Here is a 20827-nt window from a genome sequence, read left to right on the forward strand (position 1 = left end):
CTTTCTTAATTTAGTCTAATTTCCATCCTTGAGGTTTACTAAATGATTCTAAATATCCCCTTATCTTGGTTACAACTAGCCAGACAAAAAATTCGCTTTCTTGTAGCTTTAGCTGGGATTGCTTTTGTTGCAGTTCTCATGTTTATGCAAATTGGTTTCCAAGCTGCTCTTTATGACAGTGCTACGCAGTTGCATAAGAATCTAGAAGGAGACTTGTTTTTAATTAGTGCTCAATATAAATCTTTAACATCAAATCAGAGCTTTTTTCGCTCGTATTTATATCAAGCATTAGGCTTTGAAAATGTTGAATCAGTTAGCCCTTTATATGTACAGTTTGCTAAGTTTAAAAATCCCAGTAATGGTTTAAAGTTTCCATTGTATGTGCTAGGATTTGACCCAGTTAAATCAGTTTTTAAACTTCCAAATATTGAAGAAAAACTTGATTTGATTAGAATCCCTAATATCGTTTTATTTGACCGCGATTCTCGTCCCGAATTTGGAGCGATCTCTAAAGATTTTGAACAAGGTAAAGTTATAAAAGTTGAAATATTCAGCTACACTGGATTAGTTGGTTACAAAGTTAAGATTGGTGGTTTATTTCGCCTCGGACCTTCTTTTGGTGTTGATGGGAATTTAATCGTTAGTTCTTCAACTTTCCTCAGAATATTTCAAGATCGTCCGGCACAAAAGATAGATATAGGATTAATTAAACTCAAACCTAATACCGACCAACAAAAAGTTTTTGCAGATTTATCAGCCAAGTTACCCAAAGACGTAAAAGTAATTACTCGCAAAGATTTTATTGCTTTGGAAAAAACTTATTGGTCCCTTAGAACACCTATTGGATTCGTGTTTAATCTGATGGTATTAATGGGGTTTGTTGTTGGTGTGATCGTTGTTTATCAAATTCTTTATAGTAACATTTCTAGTCATCTAACTGAATATGCAACCTTAAAAGCAATGGGATTTAAAAACAAATACTTATTAAGTGTAGTTTTTCAACAAGCTTTAATTTTAGCATCTCTAGGTTATATACCAGGTTTGGCTATATCTATAGCATTATATGATGTCTCAAAAAATGCTACTAAATTACCAGTTATTATGAGTACAGATAAAGCTATTCTAGTATTAATATCAGCAATATTAATGTGTTTAACTTCTGGATTTTTATCTACAAACAAACTCCGAAATGTAGATCCAGCAGATATTTTTTAATTTTACACGGCAACCCGCTTTTATTTCTATTCGCGCAGTGCAATTGCGATAGGTAGACAATAGACAATAGACAATAAAGCTATTTAAGTTGTACCTAGCTTCGCAAAAATCAAATATGAGTCATATATATCTGAGAAAATCATGAAAACAAAGTTTATTGTGAGTATTAACGATCTAAATCATTATTTCGGCGAGAAAAAAGTACGAAGTCAAATATTATTCGATATTAATTTTAATATCAAATTTGGAGAAATTGTGATTATGACTGGGCCATCAGGTTCAGGAAAAACAACTTTACTGACTTTAATTGGTGGGTTACGCTCTGTCCAAGAGGGAAGCCTTAAATTTTTAGGTCAAGAGCTTTCTGGAGCTAGTAATGAGCAATTAGTTAAAGTACGCCGCCACATTGGGTATATTTTCCAAGCTCATAACTTATTAGATTTCTTAACAGCCAGACAAAATGTTCAAATGTCGCTAGAATTACACAAAAATATTCCTGAATGGGAAGCTCGTAGCAAATCAGAAGCTATACTAAATGCCGTTAAATTGGAAAATAGAGTTAATTATTACCCATCTGATCTCTCAGGAGGACAAAAACAACGGGTAGCAATTGCTCGTGCTTTAGTAAGTCATCCAAAATTAGTTTTAGCTGATGAGCCTACAGCTGCTTTAGACAGTAAGACAGGCCGAGATGTTGTCACCCTAATGCAGAAACTAGCTAAAGAACAGAATTGTGCTATCTTAATGGTCACTCACGACAACAGAATTTTAGATATTGCCGATCGCATAATTCAGATGGAAGATGGTTATTTAGTCAAAGAGGTTTCGTATCTACCAAATGGATCATAACTAAATACCTGTAAAACTTGAATATGTCTTTAGGAATACTATTTTAGTTTAATTTTTGGTACAAATATCAAGTAGAAAAGTGCAGGTTAAAGAATTTGTATCAGTCATTACAGTTAAACAATATTCCTTAAGTCTAGAGTAAGACACACCTGAAGTATGAAGTTAGAAGTTCTCAGGTGAAATAATATTGTAGAGTATTTTTAAATATAGGTTTAAACTTTTTTGGCAGCATTTAGCTGCTTAGTTTTATAAATATATATACTAAATAACTAAAAACAAATAAACTCATCGAAAAATCCGAAAATCGTTGTATTCATTACGATTGACACGAAATTTTATGCTTAAAGATTTGATTTTTTGTCTACAAGAAGCAGCTTTATACCTTATTTTAATAAAAAAATCTCGAACACCTCAAGATCCTTCTGAATGTTTTGTGAACTCTCCCTGTGGATGTGCTAATCCAGGGCAAGATATCCAGTGTGAAGATTGTGCTTATCTTGAGTCATGCTTATCTAATTGTAAGCTGCAAAATATTTCGTTATTTTCTTGTTCACATACTAAATTTAATTAATGTAAAATTAATGCCTGCGATAGAAGTAGGTTTACTCCTGTGGTAGAAGTGCGACAGAAAACTAGCTGTTATATTAATAAGGAATGAAAAACAATTCATAATAAGTAATTACAAAGTATAACACAAATAAATATAGTTTTACATTAGTAAGTATTAATCGTTATTACTTACTTTTTTGTGAAGAAGTGACTTTGGTTGTAGCTTCTCAATAATAAATAAGTAATTACTGATTATGAATTAGTTTGAATCTGACGAATATTCATGTGTTATGGGAGCTTAAAATACTTTCAATTTTTTCAACACCAATTAAGTAAAAGACTCCTGAATCTATTTTGGTTGTCAAAAGCCACCTAATTTAGCACTGGATTGAGTAGAAAATATCAGTTTTGAACATCAATCAACGACAGAAATCTAAAACATAAAAGAAACCATGACCATGAAGCCTTTTGATTTATCTAAAACTGTTTTGGCTACTATCTTTGCCATCAGTTTCGCTTCTGTATCCTTACCTCCTTCTGTTTTTGCCCAAAGTGGAGGTTCCAGTAGTGGCAGTAGCTCAGGGACTGGAAGCACAGATAGTAGCTCAGGTACTGGAACTACAGGTACTGGAACTACAGGTACTGGAACTACAGGCACTGGAACTACAGGCACTGGAACTACAGGTATCGGATCAGGGACTGATCTCAATGGTACTGGAACCACCAGTACTGGAACTACAGGCACTGGCTCAGGTACTGATCTCAATGGTACTGGAACTACAGGTACTGGTTCAGGGAGTGGAACTACAGGTACTGGAACCACAAGCACTGGTTCAGATACTGGAACTACAAGTACTGATTCCACAGGCACTGGCACAACAAGTACTGACACTACAGGTACTAACAGAAATACAGGTATTACAACTTCCGAAAGAACTAGCGATCGCGGTTTCGATTGGGGTTGGCTAGGTTTATTTGGTCTACTCGGTTTAGCAGGTCTGGCTCGTAATCGCGATAAAGTCCGGGCTTATAGCGATCCTAATGAAGTAACAGGTACTCGTTCTAGATAGTATTCACCACACTATAAGGAAGCGTACAGCCTTAGTTTTTGTGAATTTCAAGTTAGAGTAGGGGCACAATATCAATCAATATATTGATATTGCGCTCTTATAATTACATCCCAGTTTACTCAAGTCGAACTACTGCCTTGCCCAATGAAGATTACATTTGCCAAAACTTGTATTTTTGTTAGCGCCCGCACCAGACGTTGAGCTTGATGTTTATAAAGTGGTATTGGCAATACTCCAGGCAAATTACTCATCCACTGCCTAGCAGTAGCTAAACTACATCCTGTAATCAAAACTATTTCTTCAGCACCATAGATAATAGCATTTGGAGTCAGAGCTTTCTCGATCTGCACCTGCCAAAGGCGAGGCAGCATTTCACCCCATTCGATTCGCTGCAAACTAATGCTTGTGGCTAAAACAATCAAGCGATCGCCAGCGTAAAGTTTAACATCATACCAGGGCATCAACGAGTAATTATCTCGCCGATATTTATGGTACAGAATCGGCACAACACTATAGCCAGATGCGATTTCAGATAGAAGCAACCCGTTGAGGGTGTCACCTTCTTCAATATTGTATTCCGTCACCATGACTATTTGCTCGCTCAAGTGAAACAAGCTGAGAACATTTTCTCCAAAGGCAGCACAAGCAAAAACTTCTGCCGACAAAGCCGCGCCACATAAAACTTGAGCATAGGGAAACAGAGGGGCGATATTATCACTAAAATGGCGATCTTGAGAGCGGATAATCAAGCTTGTGGCGGGGTTCATTCCATGAGCCATCAAACCAATTTCCAGATTTTCCATATTATCGTCCCCAACTAAAACAATGCTTTTAGCACGGGAGAGATTTACCTTAGTGAGGGCTTCGGTAGTATTGCCAATAATCAAGGGCATATCTGGTAAAGTATCTTGGTCGAGAGTGGTAGTATGAATTCCCACCAATGGCTGATTGAGTTCTTGCAAAAGAGCAGCAACTTTCTGTCCCAAGCGATTTAAACCAATAATCACTACATGGTTGCGTTTTGGTATAGGAGGACGAGAATTGAAAAAATGAAATCTGGAAGTGACAAGAGCATCAGTCACCAGTGCATATAATACTCCTACGAAAGCTTGACCTGTTAACGTGAGTCCCAGGCTAAAGAACCGCAACCACCAAGGGATACGATCTGAAGGTTCAGATTGCGATCTAAATTCAACACCGCCAAATAAATCTCCGTATCCTCCCAAGAGCAACACTGCTGTTGCATAGAAAGCTTCTTGCAGGGTGATGTCAGGATAATACAAGCGGTAAAGAATTATTCCAACGAACCACAGGATGATTACGGTAATACCATAAATTGTTGCAATTCGCCGGATTTGATTTTGGCTTTGGTAGTAAGATTGCCAAAATTGTACTATTTTCTGCTTAAAATTCTTCGCTGTGATGCCTTGAAAAAACTCTTGCCACTGCCAATGGCGGTAAGATTTATTTGTATGTTGCTCAGATAAAGCTAATTCGTATGCAACATCAATGTAAACGAGCGTGTCTCCTACCTGCACTTCTGCTTCTGGGTTCCATTCAAACAATTCTTTGAGTGGATCGGATGAAACTGTTGTGTGACTCAAAATGCGGCGAGTTGTAAGATTGAGTCTATGTACTGGTTTGCCATTGCACCAGCTATCGTTCGCTTGTACTTGGTGCTTGATTACTTGCAATAGTTGCCCTTCTAAGGTAAAATACCCAATTGCTTCAGATCCGAGAGATGCTAAAGCAAAGGCATGAGCAGAGAGATGGGTAGGCTCAAAGGCAACAAAATTACCTAAGTTTTCGGACAAAAGTTTGTTGAAATTTTGTTTGTCAGAACGTACAATCAGGCGAACGTGAGGATTAAGTCGCCGTGCTGCAAACGCTGCTTCTATATTTATCCGCTCATTTCTTGTGACTAAAAGTATTGAGCGACATTGCTTTATACCTGCCTGCTCTAAAATACTTGGCTGGCGGCAGTCTCCTACGATTAACTTTTCTAGTAAGCTTGGTACTTCTGGAACTTCCCAATGTTCGAGTTGTACATCATCAATGGCGTTGACTTTAACGTCGTACTCCTTTAAGACTGCAACACAATGTTGCCCTAAACTTTGGAGTCCGCATACTAAGAAAAGGTCTTGGGGTTTTTTGGAATTGGTGCTGGGAGGGGAATGCACTTCTGTTAATGGCAGCATTCAATACTGCCAACAGTACGTGTTTGCTAGGATTATATCTCATCTTCACGTAATGGCTGGAATTAGGCAGTGTGCATTAGTCCTCAATGCGTCTTCACGACAGCTAACTAGTGGGGGTAAAGGAACGAACCGCAAAGGACGCAAAGAACGCAAAGGAAGAAAAAATAAGAGAGATTGAAAAATTAATTTATCCCTCAATTAAATTTTGACAGACTGCTAGCAGAATTGACATCCAAAAATAACGTCGCTTGGGATTGTTGACGGAGAATAGAAGCTGGGCAATCTGTACTTATAGCTCCTTGCAACATTTGTTTTACCACATTCGCTTTACGTTTTTCTGGAGCGAGACAGATAATTTTTTTAGCTGAACAAATTGCTGAGATAGTGACAGTAAAAGCATATTGTGGAACAGTTTCTAGATTTGGAAAGTGGCCTGTGCTTACTTGTTGTTGACGGTTCACTGTATCCAGTTTCACTAGTTTCACACTGTAAGGATCTTGAAAATTTGCTACTGATGGATCGTTAAAAGCTAAATGTCCATTTTCGCCAACACCAAGACAGCATAAGTCTATTGGTTGTGCTTGCAATAGTTTGGTGTAGCGATCGCACTCGTTTACTGGTTGCAGTGTATCACCTTCTATATAGTGAAACTCTTTAGGAACAACCCGCTTCTCTACACGTTCTCGCATATAGCGCCGGAAACTCGCAGAATGGTCAGCACTAATTCCCAAATATTCATCTAGATGGAACAGAATAATCCGCGACCAATCTACACCACCCAATGCAATCAAAGCATCGAGAAATTTGAGTTGAGAGTTACCTGTTGCTAATAATACAGCAGCTGTATCTTGTTGTTTGAGAACTTGCTGTAAATGCTTTTGGGCGATTTCGGCAACATCTCCGGCCATTTCTGCTTCAGAGTTGTAAATCTGCACCAGTAAATCATCAACGCGAAAAGAGTTTGTAGCGGTTAGCATTTGCTTACATAGAAGGTTATCAATAATTCACAAGGGGCTTACATCACAGTGTAAGTATTCCCCTCTATTGACGTAGAACAATCACTCAGCACGAAAACAATGTAAACTATGTAAATTAAGTTAACAATTATTTACATTTTACCAAAAAATCATGCTAGCTGCAATTCTCTTTGACCTCGACGGCACTATTGTCAATACTGACCCCATACACTACCGAGCTTGGCAGGAAATGCTGTCAAATTACAGCGTTGAAATTGACGAAACATTTTATAAATCCCGAATTAGCGGGCGGCTAAATCCAGAAATTGTTAAGGATATTTTGCCACAATTATCAACGGCAGAAGGGCAGAAATTTGCAGACGAAAAAGAGGCGCTTTTCCGCAAACTCGCCTCGGATCTTAAACCATTGGATGGATTTTCTGAGCTACTAGCATGGACAGAAACACATCAATTAAAGCGGGCATTAGTAACTAATGCGCCTAGATTAAATGCAGAATTTATGCTAGAGGTATTGGGAATAAAAGAAGCTTTCCATACAGTTGTTTTAGCGGATGATTGTATTGCAGGTAAACCTGACCCTGCACCCTACCAAGCCGCCCTGAATAAATTGGCGATTTCAGCAGAGGAAGCGATCGCATTAGAAGACTCTCCCTCTGGTATTCGGGCGGCGGTGGGCGCAGATATCCGCACTATTGGCATCGCTTCCACCCACAATCCGCTAGTTTTGCAGGAAGTTGGCGCATTTATGGCAATTCCAGATTTTACTGATTTGCAGTTGTGGACATTACTCAACTCACTCATAGAGCCAGATTTAAGTGCGATTGCTTCTAACCTATAAACGCAAAATCTGAGAATGTAGAGACGCAAATTTTTGCATCTCTACTTATTTTTCCGCCAGAATCGCGTGAATTTCCCGTTTAACTTGCTCTAAAAGCTCACGAACCCGATTTATTCGCTCCACATTGCCACTACGAGCAACCTGCACCACAACAGCAGCTAATTCTGTTGCAGCATTCCGCAACTCAATAAACTCTTGGGGCTTACCTTTCACGAAACTTTTGACGCTATCCCAAGGAGTATCTGAAGTCTCTTGTTGAGAACGTTCTGCTAATAATTGTCTACCCTCATCGGTAATCGTGTAAATCCGCTTGCCACCTTCTTGTGCGCTCTTGAGATAACCCCCTTCCTCCAGCAATTGGAGTGTTGGATATACAGAGCCAGGACTGAGGCGACGGAAACCACCATAACGAGTTTCCATCTCTTTAATCAGGTCGTAACCATGACTAGGATGCTCGGATAACAATTCCAGCAGGATGAACTTGATGTCACCCCGACGAGTCCGATGTTCATCTCCCCAAGCACGACCAAACATTTCATTACCAAAGTGTTTGCCATGCTCTCTACGTTCTCTACCATGATGCTTATCATGCCTAAACCAAGACTTGACAAGCAATGAATCCTCTTCGCTAACTCCTGCCCATGCAGGTGTTCCAAATCGTGAACGAAAATGTCTAAACATAAATCAATCTCAAATCAACTTTCTCTACTATACGATATATCAGAATATATCGCGATATATCGGAATAGAATTTTGATGAAGATTTATGAAGTAAGCAATTGTGCCAACGCAAAGCTGATATTTGTCTACACTTAGGCTGTGCGTAAACGTTCAATATCCCTGATTGGCGGCGCACCGAACATCCGGGAATATTCGCGGCTGAACTGTGAGGGGCTTTCATAACCCACCTGATAGGCAGCATTCGCCGCATCGGAGTTTTCGGCAAGCATCAGACGACGTGCTTCTAATAGTCTTAATTGCTTTTGATATTGAAGCGGACTCATTGATGTCACTTTCTTGAAATGGTGATGGAAAGATGAAGAAGACATACTTGCCTGCCCAGCTAGCTCCTCAACTCGTATAGGCTTTGTAAAATCAGCTTTGATGAGTTTTATCACCTCGGCGATACGCTGCATATTGCTGCCAGATGTCGCAATCTGGCGAACAGCTTCGCCCTGTTCACCCATTAAAAGGCGATAATAGATTTCGCGGATAATCATCGGCGCAAGAATTGGGATATCTTGTGGCGTATCCAAAAGCCGTGTCAGTCTCATGGCGCAATCGAGCAACGATGCATCGATGGTGCTGACAAATAAGCCTCTGACAGAGTTCTTCTTCTCCTCAATCTCACTGGTTTGAGCAGTAATAATATCGCAGAGTTGACGTGGATCTAGATTCAGCTTGAATCCTAAATACGGTTGGTCTAGGGTTGCCTCAACGATAAACGCACTCAATGGCAAATCAACCGAGACTACTAGATATTGAGCCGCGCTATAACGATAGGTTTCCTCACCCAGCAACGCTTCTTTTTTGCCCTGAACTAGGATGGCGAAGATAGGTTCGCAAACACCCTGTAGTACGGTGGAAGCAGAAGATTCTCGCTGAAATTCCAGCTGTTCAATAGCTGTTTTATGAAAACCATTCCCTTTGCCATCGGTGTGACGAGTGACTAGTGCCGCCAATTCTTGACATTGATGAGCGATCGCACTTTGGTTTATGACTTGGTTGATGATTTTGCTTGTCACAATGTTCTTCGATTAATTTAATCATCTTCTTCTAGGCATTGTAGAACATCAATTTGGAGAATTAGGCAATAAAGTGCGAGGTCTGTGTATTTCAAACCTTTGCGCTTACTCATACGATGAACACATCCAAAATTCAAATTAACCTCAACAGAGGGAAAAATAACCATGTTAAACGTAGAAAATAAAGTTATTGCTATCACTGGAGCCAGTAGCGGCATTGGTGAAGCCACCGCTAAGTTACTTGCTAAAAACGGTGCAAAAGTTGTTTTAGGGGCACGGCGCACCCAAAAGCTAGAAAAGATTATCGAGGAGATCCGTAACCAGGGTTATATAGCGGAATTCAAAGCGGTGGATGTTGCGAATCGTGAGGATATGAAAGCGTTCATTCACTTCGCCAAAGATAAGTTTGGTCGTGTCGATGTCATCTTCAACAATGCAGGCGTGATGCCCCTATCGCCAATGAATGCCTTGAAAGTCGAGGAGTGGGACAACATGATTAATGTGAATATCCACGGCGTATTGAATGGTATTGCTGCTGGTTTACCAATCATGGAAGCGCAAGGCGGTGGACAGTTTATCAATACTGCGTCCATCGCCGCGCACATGGTGGGGCCTACCAGCGCGGTTTATTCCGCGACAAAATTTGCTGTTTGGGCCATATCCGATGGATTACGTCAAGAATCGAAAAATATTCGCGTGACAATAATATCCCCTGGCGTGGTTGAGACTGAACTCGGCTCTGATATCACAGACGAATCAGCAACAGGCTTCTTGAAAGAACTCCGCAAAACCGCACTGACCCCAGATGCGATCGCTAGAGCCGTCTTATATGCCGTATCCCAGCCGGATGATGTCGATATCAATGAAGTGATTGTCCGCCCGACGGCAAGCTCATTCTAACTCTGGGAGCGCATTGAAGGGGTATTGGGCATTGAAAATAGGCAGAGGTGCAGGGGAAAGGGTGCAGAGGAGGGGAATTTTCTCTCTGCTCCCTTTCTTGGAGCGATCGCAGCAATTATTCCAGCCCAGAGTGGCAGTTAGAAAATACTTGTATTATAAATTGCAGCTTATTAACTTTTATGCCCTATTTTATTTAGCACAAAGTATATTTTACAACATAGAATATATCAGTCTCGGCAGCCATAGCATTTTTAAGTCTAGTTTTCAACTCTTCTTAAAAAATTCACGAAAATCAAATATCTAGTAAAAATACGTATGCCATTTTAAGTCTTCTCACTATATGAATAGTAGAATTAGCCCATAGAGGAGAAGACAGTGACACTCTTAAACCAAGCTCAAGTAGAGCAGCTAAAGGAAATAACCACACATTTACGACAAGTAAGGCAAGAAAAAGCCATACGCATAGAAGAAATTGCCGCTCAAACACTTATTAGAGCAGGTGTTTTGCACGCTTTAGAAGAAGAACGATTTGAAGAATTACCTGAGCCTATTTTTCTTCAAGGCTTCATCCGTCGCTATGGAGATGCTTTAGGGCTGGATGGAAATGCTTTATCACATACTCTTATAAGCAATCCTGTAGTCCGTCAAGATTCTAAGAACGATCATAATAATTCTGACAACAAACCAAATACATACATACCTCTTGTCGTTACTTACATTCTGTTATTAGTAGCTGCATCTGCTGGTCTTTTACATATACTTAATCCACCACAAACTACATCCGAATCTCTGACTCCAGAAGTCAATAATCAACAGTCAATAGTCAGCAATACTAACAAATTGACAGAAAAGTAGAGTAAGTGGCGAGTGAAGGAAAAGAATTAATCACCAATGACCAATGACAAATGACCAATGACAAATTCAAGATATTTGTGGTTTACGCAGATGCCAAGTAGTAGCTTGTTCATAAGCGTAAGCTACCTGAAACAATTGGTCTTCTCGGAGTACATTGCCAATTAGCTGTAATCCTATTGGTAAACCCTGGTCGTCAAAACCGCATGGCAAACTTAAACTAGGTAAACCAGCAAGATTCACAGGAATAGTCATCAAGTCAGTTAAATACATACTCAAGGGATCAGTAGTTTTTTCCCCTGCTTTAAATGCTGTAGTGGGAGATGTGGGACAAACTAACACATCAACCACGCGAAAAGCCTTTTCAAAGTCTTCCTTAATTAGGGTACGGACTTTTTGCGCTTTCAGGTAATAAGCATCGTAATAGCCAGCAGAAAGGGCATAAGTGCCGATCATAATCCGGCGTTTGACTTCTGTACCAAAACCAGTGGCACGGGTACGGGTATACATCGATAGTAGATTATCGGCATCAGGAGCGCGGTAGCCATATTTAACGCCATCGTAACGAGCCAAGTTTGCTGACGCTTCGGACGGGGCGATAATGTAGTAGGTGGGTAAGCCATAACGAAAGCGGGGACAGGAAATTATATGAATCTCTGCTCCCAAACTTTGTAATACATCTACTGCTTTGGTAACAGCTTGTTCCACAACAGAATCTAAACCTTCACCAAAAGTTTCTTTAACGATCCCAATTCTTAGCTGACCTCTGGGTTTAAAGTCTGGTTTTAAGTTGGCGGCGTAGTTGGGAATGTTAACTTTCAGGCTGGTAGAATCTTTAGGATCGTGACCTGCGATCGCATTTAATAATATTGCCGCATCTTCTACTGTGTTTGCAAATGGCCCAATTTGATCTAAAGACGAAGCGTAAGCCACTAAACCATAACGAGAAACCAAACCATAAGTTGGTTTCATCCCCACCACACCACAGAAAGATGCAGGTTGACGAATTGAACCACCAGTATCGGAACCGAGAGCAACTACACACTCTTGAGATGACACCGCCGCCGCCGAACCCCCCGAAGAACCACCTGGAACTCGTGACAAATCCCAAGGATTAGCCGTGATTTGGTAGGCAGAGTTTTCTGTGGAACTACCCATTGCAAACTCATCTAAGTTGGTTTTGCCTACCATTACCGCCCCAGCGTCTGCCAGTTTTTGCGTCGCTGTTGATTCATAAGGCGGCACAAAATTCTCTAAAATTCGGGAAGCGCAAGTGGTAGGAATTCCCTTAGTACATAAATTGTCCTTAATCCCAACAGGAATGCCTGCTAGTAGCCCGATTTCTTCCCCGGCAGCAATTTTGGCATCCACAGTACTGGCCTGCTCTAATGCCCGTTCTGCGGTAACACATAAAAAGCTGTGCAATTTCGGCTCTAACGCTTCAATGCGCTTTAAGGCTTCTTGGGTAATTTCAACGGCAGAACGTTCTTTCTTGACCAGCTGTTGGTGCAACTCGCGGATGGATGCCATGATTGCTCTCTTTGTGACTCAAGTCATTGATTTTAGTACATATTGACCGAGATTGGGAATTGGGAATGGGGAATTGGGCATTGGGCATTGAACATGAAGAAGAGACAAGGGAGACAAGGAAGAGGGGGGAGACAAGAGAGAGACTTGTCCCCCTTGTCCCCCTTGTCCCCCTTGTCCCTCTTGTCTCCCTGCCCCCCATTGATAAATTAACACTGCTACCTCTGAAGAAATAAGTAATTGTGGGGTTGGAAAAATTGCGAAGCTTAAACAAAATAATATTAGGAATTTAACATCATCCGTAAATAGAGGGACTACAATCAAAACGGACAAATGTTTCATGCTCCAATAAAGAGAGGATTACAAAGCTATGTCCGACTTAAATCGAGGAATTATGAAATTTGAGGGTGCAGATTCCCCAAAAGTAGTCACTATCTCTACCGTGTTGCTTCTGGGATCGATTGCTGCTCTCATCATCTGGGCGCTGCAAGCTGCATACGCGCTAAACTAAAACCATTAGTAGTCAGAAGGACACTTGTCTTAAACGGTTTCCATCGTAGCCAAGTGTCCATTCCATGACTAATAAATAAAAGCGCCCTAATTACCATCAAAAATTTCAGAAAAACTTTAGATTTGAGATTTGAGGTTTTAGATGGAAAATTTAAATCTAAAATCCAAAATCCAGAATGTTTGAACCTTGGGGTGTTTTAGTTATTTTAATTATCTGCCCCCTCTTGGGCGGATTACCCCTGATTGCATGGATAGCTTACGCGCTTACGGGTAAGCAATTATCACAAGTTGGTACACGAAACATTAGTGTATCAGCTGCCTTTTATCACGGCGGTAAATTTGTCGGAATTCTGGCAGTTTTGTCAGAAGCCTTTAAAGGAATTGCGGCAGTGTTACTCACGCGCCTTGTATTCCCAGAGGGATCGTTTTGGGAATTAATTGCCCTGATCGCTCTGGTAATTGGTAGATACTGGATAGGCAGAGGAGCAGGTACAACAAATGTCGTCTGGGGATTTGTCGTACACGATCCTCTGGTGGCAATATTTGTTTCTTTCTTTGCAGGTATTAGCTTTATAATTCTGCAATCAAAACAGGCAGTTAAATTTGGGGTTTTGCTTCTCTTTCCACTGTTTGTAGCAATTTTGCATCTAAGTGATATCCCCAGAATGCTTGCTGCTGTGGCTTTAGCTGGTTTAATGGCCTGGATTTATGCAAAAATTCCAGATGATATGAACCTACCAGTTCAAGAGGCACAAACAGAATCGCAAGCGATGTTGGAATTTTTACGGGGCGATGTCTACGACGGGCTACGCCAACGCGCGATGGTTTCTTTAGATGAAGAGTTGGATGCCGCCATTGTCGGAGAAAAGGCGGCTACATTATCCCAAATTAAGCGCTGGGGCTATCCAGTCCCGAAAGGATGGGTACTAGCGCCAATCGACGATCCAAAAGTGTTGACAGAATTTCTCCAGCCATCAGAATTATCCCCCTTGGTAGTGCGTTCTTCCGCTATTGGCGAAGACTCAGAACAAGCTTCTGCTGCTGGGCAGTATGAAACAGTTTTAAATGTTACTAGCCCAGAAGCATTACAACAAGCGATCGCTCAAGTTCAAGCTTCTTACAATCATCCATCTGCTGTGCAATATCGGCGCGATCGCGGCTCAAACGATACAGCAATGGCTGTGTTGATTCAACAACAAGTCCAAAGTGTATATTCTGGCGTTGCTTTCAGCCGCGATCCCATTACTCAACAAGGTGATGCAATCATCATTGAAGCCCTTCCCGGTAGCCCCACGCAAATCGTTTCGGGAAAAGTCACACCAGAGCAATATCGTGCTTTTGTCGTTGAAACAGAAAAATCTTCGTCTGTGCAATTAGAGGGGACTGGACGAATCCCATCGGCATTAATCAAGCAAGTTGCGTACTTAGCTCATCGACTCGAAAAACGTTATCATGGCACTCCTCAAGATATTGAATGGAGTTATGACGGTCAAACGCTTTGGGTGTTGCAATCTCGACCGATCACCACTTTACTACCAATTTGGACACGCAAAATCGCTGCTGAAGTGATTCCTGGAGTAATTCACCCCTTAACATGGTCAATTAATCGTCCCTTAACTTGTGGAGTTTGGGGAGAATTTTTTACTCTAGTTTTGGGCGAACGCGCTTTGGGCTTAGATTTTAATGAAACGGCAACTCTGCATTATTCCAGAGCCTATTTTAACGCATCCCTCTTAGGAAATATCTTTTTGCGGATGGGATTGCCACCGGAAAGTCTGGAATTTTTAACCAGAGGAGCTAAATTAAGTAAACCTTCCTTGCAGTCAACCTGGGAGAATTTGCCAGGACTAGGGAGGTTGCTGAAGCGGGAATTAAATTTAGAAAAAGACTTCAAACAGGATTATCACCAACGGTTTATTCCTGGGTTGTCGCAGTTGGCGCAGGAAAATGTAGAGAATTTGGAACCAGCCAAATTGCTAATCAGAATTGACTTTATTTTAGAGTTGCTACGCCACGGAACATATTACAGCATTTTAGCTCCCTTAAGTGCCGCCCTGCGGCAGGCGATTTTTCGGGTGAAGGATGGCCAAATTGATAATAGCGTGACTCCAGAGGTAGCGGCATTGCGATCGCTCAGTGCAATAGCTACAGATGCCAAGCAAGTATTGCTTGAGTTTGAACCACAGCAGGTATTTGAGCAGTTAAAGCAAACCCCAGAGGGAGAGAAAATCCTGCAAGAATTTGACGAATTACTTCAGGATTACGGCTATTTAAGTGAAGTGGGAACTGATATTTCCGTTCCCACTTGGCGGGAAAATCCCCAGATGATTAAGCAAATGTTTGTGCAGTTAATGCAGGGGAACGAACCACAAGCAGGCGCTAAAGACGCAATTAATAGCATCTTTGCTGGTAAACGCAAACGTTCTTTTGTCCAACGGCGTGTAGATATTAAAGGGCGAGTTACCGAAGTTTATTCCCGGCTGTTAGCTGAATTGCGTTGGAGTTTTGTCGCTTTAGAGAAGATTTGGTTAAAATCCGGTTTACTCCAGAACGCAGGAGATATCTTTTTTCTCAACTTTGATGAAGTGCGGCGTTTAGTTGTGGGTGACGATTCTAGGCTGATTGAAGAGTTAGATAAGTTAGTGGAATCGAGGCGATCGCAATTTGTCCAAGATAGCGAGTTCATTCAAATACCCCTTTTAGTTTACGGCAACACACCTCCTCACCCCTTAGCTCCCTCTCCGCTCTACTCTGACCAAATTTTACAAGGTATTGGAGCCAGTCACGGACAAGCTGAAGGCAGGATAAAGGTGTTGCGAAATTTACAAGATGTGCCGGAGATTGACAGAGATACAATTCTGGTAGTACCTTACACAGATTCTGGCTGGGCTCCTTTATTATTAAGGGCTGGAGGATTAATTGCCGAAGTTGGTGGACGGCTTTCTCACGGTGCGATCGTGGCTCGTGAATATGGTATTCCTGCTGTGATGGATGTTCGGGGTGCTACATGGCTTTTGCAAGATGGTCAACGGGTAAGGATTGATGGGTCTAGGGGTATTGTGGAATTATCTAACGATTTAAGACCCGAATGATTACCAATTCTCTGAAAGACTTGCCAGAAGACTCTGTCTCTCACAATCCCGAAATCAAGAAAAAGGTGATGCTACGCTTCGGCGATTTGCCTCACCTAACTAACTTTTCTCAAGCGCGTTTTGCTCCCGGACAAACCGCACCAGCACACGCGCATCAAGATATGTGCGAAGTATTCTTTGTGGAAGCTGGTTCAGGAGTAATTCATATTGATGGTACAGAATACCCCCTGCTTCCAGGGAATTGCGTAGCGATAGAAGTGGGGGAAGTACATGAAGTTGTCAATAGTGGCTCAACTGAGCTTGTGTTGACCTACTTTGGTTTGCGTGTGGAAAAATCACGATAAAAATTAAGCAGAAGTAGGGTTAAAAGTTTCGGGAAAGGAGACATCCTCATAAATATCAGTTAGGGAACAAGAAAAATTCAGGCTGGTAAATTGTAATTCTTGATTTACCCTATAGCTATAAAGCTCCCATCTACTTTCTGCATTTCGCCGAAAGCAATCAACACGCTGACGATTTTGACTAATTAAGACATATTCTTGCAATGTTTCTAATTCTTGATAGTCACTAAATTTATCACCTCTGTCTAAAGCTTCGGTGGAAGGTGATAAAACTTCAATAATTAAGCTAGGATAACGTTTAAAATATTCAAAATTGGTATCTCGTTGGTCACAAGTCACCATAATATCAGGATAGTAGAAAAGATTCAGAGATTCGATGCGTGCCTTCATGTCAGCAACATAAACACGACACCCAGTTCCGCGAATGTGATTTCTCAGTAGGGTGACTAAATTAGCAGTAATTGTTACATGAGCATCACTTGCCCCTGCCATTGCATAAATCCGCCCTTGGATATATTCATGTTTAATCGGGCTAGATTTTTCGCTTTCCAGGTATTCTTCTGGTGAAAGATATGGGTGAGATTGGCTAAAAGTCATATAACTATATTGTTATATTTTTTAACTGCGGATTGAGAGAATGGCGTATGTGGGTTCCTGAGTTACCCACATAGTTGTGCCCTTTCTGCTCTAATTTTTGTAAAATCCTAATATACCAAAGGTGTTGCGCCGCGCATCTGACGTAAAGAATTTATACAAGCAGCACAATCGCAACCAAATAAGTCGATTGCCATATCGCTTTCTTCGTTATTGAACTCCAGCATAGGAGCATCTTCTTTAGAAAACTCTATTTCACGCTGATAGTTAGGAATTTGAGCCAATACAGAAGCCCTGGCACATACTAAACCCACTTTATGTTTATTGCGGATACAAGATAGACGGTCAGTGGTTTGGGTTGCTGATTGTGGCTCTATAGCTTGTGCTTGATTCAGCATTACCCCCATAGAGAGAATGGAGCTAATCAGCACAGGAGAAGAAAGCAAACTCAGTAGGAATTTGTTCATTGATTTTCTTAGAAAACAATTGCGATCGCTCAGGTTATCCGATTAAATCTTACAGTGCAAGTAAAGTCTGTCAGGAATATCACTAAGATATCAGCACTAGGGAAGTTCATCTGGATATCGACAATTCATGTAGACGCATACTTTTAGGTCAAAGCAAGCTACGCAAAGCGTCTCGTAGAGAAGCAGCTTACCGCAGGTATTGTCCCTACCAAAGAACCAGAAAGTTTGCCCCTCAAAACTTTTTGGTTTTTGAAGGACAAATGCTAGTTTAAACGTCTTAATGTATTGGGGCTTATCTGCTAGCTAAAAAAATCTTTGTGGGCAGCAACCAGCATCTGAGCCTGTCTTAAAACATTTCCAAATAAATAAATAGGAATCTGCCAAGCTGCAACAGTAACTTCTTTAACTATATCCTGTACACTAATTGCTATTAATTCATGCTCTGGCGGCTCTCCTTCAACTGCTCCAGACCAAGTAAAAGCTAATAGAAAATCTTCATCTCCAGGCAAGGATGCAATTAAGCATTCTTCTGGTGTTGGCTGGCAAATAATCCCATATTCGTTTGCAAGTTCTACAAGTCTTTGAAAGTTGTTTACGTTCGTCATTTGTCCTTTGGATGTAATTGAATTTCAGTTTTAGAAAAAATTATATTTTTATCTCCATAACTCAACTTAGTTGCTCTATAGCATAAATTAAAAATTACGAATTATTAAGGAGTTATTGGAGTTGGATCGGGCTTAAGTCCAAAATCTTACCGCGATCGCTTGGTTGCATCAGCAACAATTGCTACTGTTTTAAAAAAATCTGAACTACCTACTTTTTCAGTTAACCTGATTTATATACACCTCCCTTCGTTACCATTTAAATATTGATGCCCTAACCTGACTCAGGCTGACGGAATGCATTGAGCATTGCCATCGCTTTTGACGGAACGGCTGTAAACCGAAGCAGAAAAAGATGCTCATCAACATGAGACTGTTGGATCACCTTGGCATAGATATGTTCTTCTGTAGCCATTTCTGCTGCAATCAATAGCTTGAGTTTGAGATTACTCAAGATTTCTAAAGAATGTGGCGATCGCAATTGCGCCTTTTTTTCTGAGAGGCTAATTAATGCTCCCAAAAATACTGTTCCCACTGCATGTTTTCCCTGCAAAATGGAGTATTCCACAGTTAATTCTTGATTGAGAACGATCATTTCATCATCGTCATCAGGCAAGAATAAATTATATTTACCACCAATGCCACGAATTTCACAAATTGTCACAGGGTGTTTTATTCCCTTGGGTTCTATTTGTAGTTGTCCAGCAATTTGGAGGTCAATGTGGGCATCTTTACAGGTATTTTCAGAAATTAAAATCTGTCCTCCCACTGTATAAGATTCAATTCGAGCAGCCAAATTAACATGACTGCCAATAACTGTATATTGAGCGCGTTTTTGAGAACCAACATTTCCCGCTACGGCCTCGCCTGTATTCATCCCAATTCCCATTTCGAGAATAGGAAAATTCATTTGCCGATTTTTTTCGTTTACTTGCTGCATTGCCAACTGCATAGCAATAGCACAGGCGATCGCTCGTTGGGAATCATCTTTGCGACTAATTGGCGCACCAAATATCACAAAAATACCATCACCCATAAACTCATTAATCGTGCCTTTATACTGGTTAATCACATCTGTCATTATTCCGAGATAAAGATTCAAAATTTTTACTACTTCTTCAGGCGGTAATTGTTCGGAAATAGCTGAAAATCCTCTTAAATCAGACACTAGAACCGTAACTTTTCTCCGTTCTCCCCCTAGCTTTAACCCAGAAGGAGTTTCTAGAATATTGGCGACGATTTCATCAGTTAGATAGCGACCGAGAGTTTTTCGCATCTCGGTAGCGCTTTGAGCAATATACTGAGTAAGTGCGATCGCAGAACCAGCGAATGCCAGCAATGAAGGGACAACGGGAATCCACCAACCAGCCAAAAACGCTAGAAAACTACCACCAATTAAACCGCCACCTGCTAGAAAAACACTAACAGCCATGAGGATTTTCTGGTTGCTACTGTGGCGTTGTAGCCAACACAAGCTAGCACCAATAATTGACCAAATTAAAATTGATAGCCATTCTAGCGGCTCAGGTAAACACTTGATCGATGAACGACCATCCATTGCCGCACTTAAAATTTGACTAATCAAATTAGCATGAATTGTTATACCTGCCATTCGTTCTGGATCAGTCAAGACATTACTGCTGTAAGGCGTATAGAATAGATCCTTCAAACTCTCAGCAGTAGCACCAATTAACACCACCTTGTCCCGCATTAAGTCTGGTGGAATGGGTTTATCTTGAACTTCGCCCAGAGAAACCTTAGTAAACTGCTGTATCCGTCCTCGATAGTTCAACAGCACTTGGTAACTTCCCGCATCCGCTCGGACATAACCCCCATCATTAGCTTCAAAAATTGGGAAAACACCCTGATTTAACTGCAAATAATTAGAGTTAGTTGCTGCTGGTTTGGCGGTAATGCCTTCAGGTTTCAAGTACAACAATGCCAGCTTTAACCCAAAGCTTTCCAGAATCTGATCATTATTTAAATTTACGTATAATAGCGATCGCCGAATTTTGCCATCCCCATCTATGGGTAAATCATTTGACCCAATTTGATCGAGTCGCTTCAGTTCTGGAGACGAATCAACTGCCGAACTATCAACAGTATCAGAGACTTTTTGGACTCCAATTAAATTTGGAGTAGATTTAAACACCTTAAGTAAAGCTTCATGACCAGGATTGACGGGTAAATCACGATAAATATCTAAACCAATCGCTCTGGGTTGTTGCTGTTTGATTTTCTCTAACAAACTGGCAAGTTTTCCATCAGACATAGGCCACTGTCCCTGCTTGCGGACATCTGCCTCATTAATCTCAACTATGACGATACGGGTATCAGGCGATTCTTGTGGACGGAGGAGAAAAAATTGATCTAGTGCTGCCAATTCCAACAATTGCAGTAATCCAGTCAAACGTAGTGCAATCACCAGGGCTGTAATATTGGGAACAGCAAGTAAAACACCACGCCATTGCCAGATTTGCGATTTCAGCTTTGCCCACATA

The 20827-nt window shown here is 41.0% G+C and carries 17 protein-coding genes and 1 pseudogene; 9 read left to right on the forward strand and 9 right to left on the reverse strand.

What is annotated here, in order from left to right; translation table 11 throughout:
- Positions 1-42: 42 nt before the first annotated feature.
- From devC to FBB35_RS34665, 3 genes and pseudogenes are all read left to right on the forward strand, one after another.
- On the forward strand, positions 43-1215 hold the full coding sequence (devC, locus tag FBB35_RS13310) for an ABC transporter permease DevC (RefSeq protein ID WP_174710014.1): 1173 nt from the start codon (positions 43-45) through the stop codon (positions 1213-1215).
- Positions 1216-1356: 141 nt separating this feature from the next.
- Positions 1357-2064 (forward strand): DevA family ABC transporter ATP-binding protein, encoded by a 708-nt coding sequence (locus FBB35_RS13315; protein WP_174710015.1) that lies wholly within the window; start codon positions 1357-1359, stop codon positions 2062-2064.
- Between the two features lie 1472 nt (positions 2065-3536).
- Positions 3537-3683 (forward strand): annotated as a pseudogene (locus FBB35_RS34665) (WGxxGxxG family protein); the annotation flags it as partial.
- Between the two features lie 119 nt (positions 3684-3802).
- On the opposite strand, the gene FBB35_RS13325 reads toward FBB35_RS34665, so the two are convergent.
- Together FBB35_RS13325 and FBB35_RS13330 are read right to left on the reverse strand one after the other, a co-directional pair.
- Complete coding sequence (locus FBB35_RS13325; RefSeq protein WP_174710016.1) at positions 3803-5881, reverse strand: TrkA family potassium uptake protein; 2079 nt, start codon at positions 5879-5881, stop codon at positions 3803-3805.
- 194 nt (positions 5882-6075) lie between these two features.
- Positions 6076-6858, reverse strand: coding sequence for a glucosamine-6-phosphate deaminase (locus FBB35_RS13330; RefSeq protein ID WP_174710017.1), 783 nt, complete (start codon positions 6856-6858; stop codon positions 6076-6078).
- Positions 6859-7009: 151 nt separating this feature from the next.
- On the opposite strand from FBB35_RS13330, the gene FBB35_RS13335 reads away from it, so the two are divergent.
- On the forward strand, positions 7010-7696 hold the full coding sequence (locus FBB35_RS13335; protein ID WP_174710018.1) for an HAD family phosphatase: 687 nt from the start codon (positions 7010-7012) through the stop codon (positions 7694-7696).
- Positions 7697-7741: 45 nt separating this feature from the next.
- Here the strand turns inward: FBB35_RS13335 and FBB35_RS13340 are convergent, their stop codons facing one another.
- Together FBB35_RS13340 and FBB35_RS13345 are read right to left on the reverse strand one after the other, a co-directional pair.
- On the reverse strand, positions 7742-8377 hold the full coding sequence (locus FBB35_RS13340) for a PadR family transcriptional regulator (RefSeq protein ID WP_174710019.1): 636 nt from the start codon (positions 8375-8377) through the stop codon (positions 7742-7744).
- Positions 8378-8508: 131 nt separating this feature from the next.
- The gene (locus FBB35_RS13345; protein WP_174713632.1) at positions 8509-9444 is read right to left on the reverse strand and encodes an AraC family transcriptional regulator; all 936 of its coding nucleotides are present in this window, start codon (positions 9442-9444) and stop codon (positions 8509-8511) included.
- A gap of 162 nt (positions 9445-9606) precedes the next feature.
- On the opposite strand from FBB35_RS13345, the gene FBB35_RS13350 reads away from it, so the two are divergent.
- The gene (locus FBB35_RS13350) at positions 9607-10341 is read left to right on the forward strand and encodes an SDR family oxidoreductase (RefSeq protein WP_174710020.1); all 735 of its coding nucleotides are present in this window, start codon (positions 9607-9609) and stop codon (positions 10339-10341) included.
- A gap of 375 nt (positions 10342-10716) precedes the next feature.
- A complete protein-coding gene (locus FBB35_RS13355; protein WP_174710021.1) occupies positions 10717-11196 on the forward strand; it encodes a helix-turn-helix transcriptional regulator in 480 nt (159 codons plus the stop codon).
- Positions 11197-11262: 66 nt separating this feature from the next.
- On the opposite strand, the gene gatA is transcribed toward FBB35_RS13355, so the two are convergent.
- Complete coding sequence (gatA, locus tag FBB35_RS13360; protein ID WP_174710022.1) at positions 11263-12723, reverse strand: Asp-tRNA(Asn)/Glu-tRNA(Gln) amidotransferase subunit GatA; 1461 nt, start codon at positions 12721-12723, stop codon at positions 11263-11265.
- A gap of 367 nt (positions 12724-13090) precedes the next feature.
- On the opposite strand from gatA, the gene FBB35_RS13365 reads away from it, so the two are divergent.
- From FBB35_RS13365 to FBB35_RS13375, 3 genes are all read left to right on the forward strand, one after another.
- On the forward strand, positions 13091-13231 hold the full coding sequence (locus tag FBB35_RS13365; RefSeq protein ID WP_041565237.1) for a hypothetical protein: 141 nt from the start codon (positions 13091-13093) through the stop codon (positions 13229-13231).
- Between the two features lie 175 nt (positions 13232-13406).
- Complete coding sequence (locus tag FBB35_RS13370; protein WP_174710023.1) at positions 13407-16322, forward strand: glycerol-3-phosphate acyltransferase; 2916 nt, start codon at positions 13407-13409, stop codon at positions 16320-16322.
- Positions 16319-16666 (forward strand): cupin domain-containing protein, encoded by a 348-nt coding sequence (locus tag FBB35_RS13375; RefSeq protein ID WP_174710024.1) that lies wholly within the window; start codon positions 16319-16321, stop codon positions 16664-16666. Before FBB35_RS13370 ends, FBB35_RS13375 begins: the two co-directional genes overlap by 4 nt.
- A 3-nt stretch (positions 16667-16669) precedes the next feature.
- Here FBB35_RS13375 and FBB35_RS13380 read toward each other — a convergent pair whose 3' ends face one another.
- The 4 genes from FBB35_RS13380 to FBB35_RS13395 form a co-directional block, all read right to left on the reverse strand.
- The gene (locus tag FBB35_RS13380) at positions 16670-17260 is read right to left on the reverse strand and encodes a Uma2 family endonuclease (protein ID WP_174710025.1); all 591 of its coding nucleotides are present in this window, start codon (positions 17258-17260) and stop codon (positions 16670-16672) included.
- A 107-nt stretch (positions 17261-17367) separates the two neighbouring features.
- Entirely contained in the window at positions 17368-17724 is a 357-nt protein-coding gene (locus FBB35_RS13385) for a hypothetical protein (protein WP_174710026.1), read from the reverse strand.
- 299 nt (positions 17725-18023) lie between these two features.
- Positions 18024-18329, reverse strand: coding sequence for a hypothetical protein (locus FBB35_RS13390; protein WP_174710027.1), 306 nt, complete (start codon positions 18327-18329; stop codon positions 18024-18026).
- Positions 18330-18600: 271 nt separating this feature from the next.
- A complete protein-coding gene (locus FBB35_RS13395) occupies positions 18601-20826 on the reverse strand; it encodes a CHASE2 domain-containing protein (RefSeq protein ID WP_174710028.1) in 2226 nt (741 codons plus the stop codon).
- Between the last annotated feature and the right edge of the window lies 1 nt (position 20827).

Source organism: Nostoc sp. TCL240-02 (genome assembly GCF_013343235.1).
GTDB lineage: Bacteria > Cyanobacteriota > Cyanobacteriia > Cyanobacteriales > Nostocaceae > Nostoc.

Coding starts and splice junctions, on each gene's coding strand:
- FBB35_RS13375 (WP_174710024.1), top strand. CDS start 16,319: ATGATTACCAATTCTCTGAAAGACTTGCCAGAAGACTCTGTCTCTCAC.
- FBB35_RS13370 (WP_174710023.1), top strand. CDS start 13,407: ATGTTTGAACCTTGGGGTGTTTTAGTTATTTTAATTATCTGCCCCCTC.
- FBB35_RS13365 (WP_041565237.1), top strand. CDS start 13,091: ATGTCCGACTTAAATCGAGGAATTATGAAATTTGAGGGTGCAGATTCC.
- FBB35_RS13350 (WP_174710020.1), top strand. CDS start 9,607: ATGTTAAACGTAGAAAATAAAGTTATTGCTATCACTGGAGCCAGTAGC.
- FBB35_RS13390 (WP_174710027.1), bottom strand. CDS start 18,329: ATGACGAACGTAAACAACTTTCAAAGACTTGTAGAACTTGCAAACGAA.
- FBB35_RS13380 (WP_174710025.1), bottom strand. CDS start 17,260: ATGACTTTTAGCCAATCTCACCCATATCTTTCACCAGAAGAATACCTG.
- gatA (WP_174710022.1), bottom strand. CDS start 12,723: ATGGCATCCATCCGCGAGTTGCACCAACAGCTGGTCAAGAAAGAACGT.
- FBB35_RS13340 (WP_174710019.1), bottom strand. CDS start 8,377: ATGTTTAGACATTTTCGTTCACGATTTGGAACACCTGCATGGGCAGGA.
- FBB35_RS13395 (WP_174710028.1), bottom strand. CDS start 20,826: ATGTGGGCAAAGCTGAAATCGCAAATCTGGCAATGGCGTGGTGTTTTA.
- devC (WP_174710014.1), top strand. CDS start 43: ATGATTCTAAATATCCCCTTATCTTGGTTACAACTAGCCAGACAAAAA.
- FBB35_RS13325 (WP_174710016.1), bottom strand. CDS start 5,881: ATGCTGCCATTAACAGAAGTGCATTCCCCTCCCAGCACCAATTCCAAA.
- FBB35_RS13330 (WP_174710017.1), bottom strand. CDS start 6,858: ATGCTAACCGCTACAAACTCTTTTCGCGTTGATGATTTACTGGTGCAG.
- FBB35_RS13315 (WP_174710015.1), top strand. CDS start 1,357: ATGAAAACAAAGTTTATTGTGAGTATTAACGATCTAAATCATTATTTC.
- FBB35_RS13335 (WP_174710018.1), top strand. CDS start 7,010: ATGCTAGCTGCAATTCTCTTTGACCTCGACGGCACTATTGTCAATACT.
- FBB35_RS13385 (WP_174710026.1), bottom strand. CDS start 17,724: ATGAACAAATTCCTACTGAGTTTGCTTTCTTCTCCTGTGCTGATTAGC.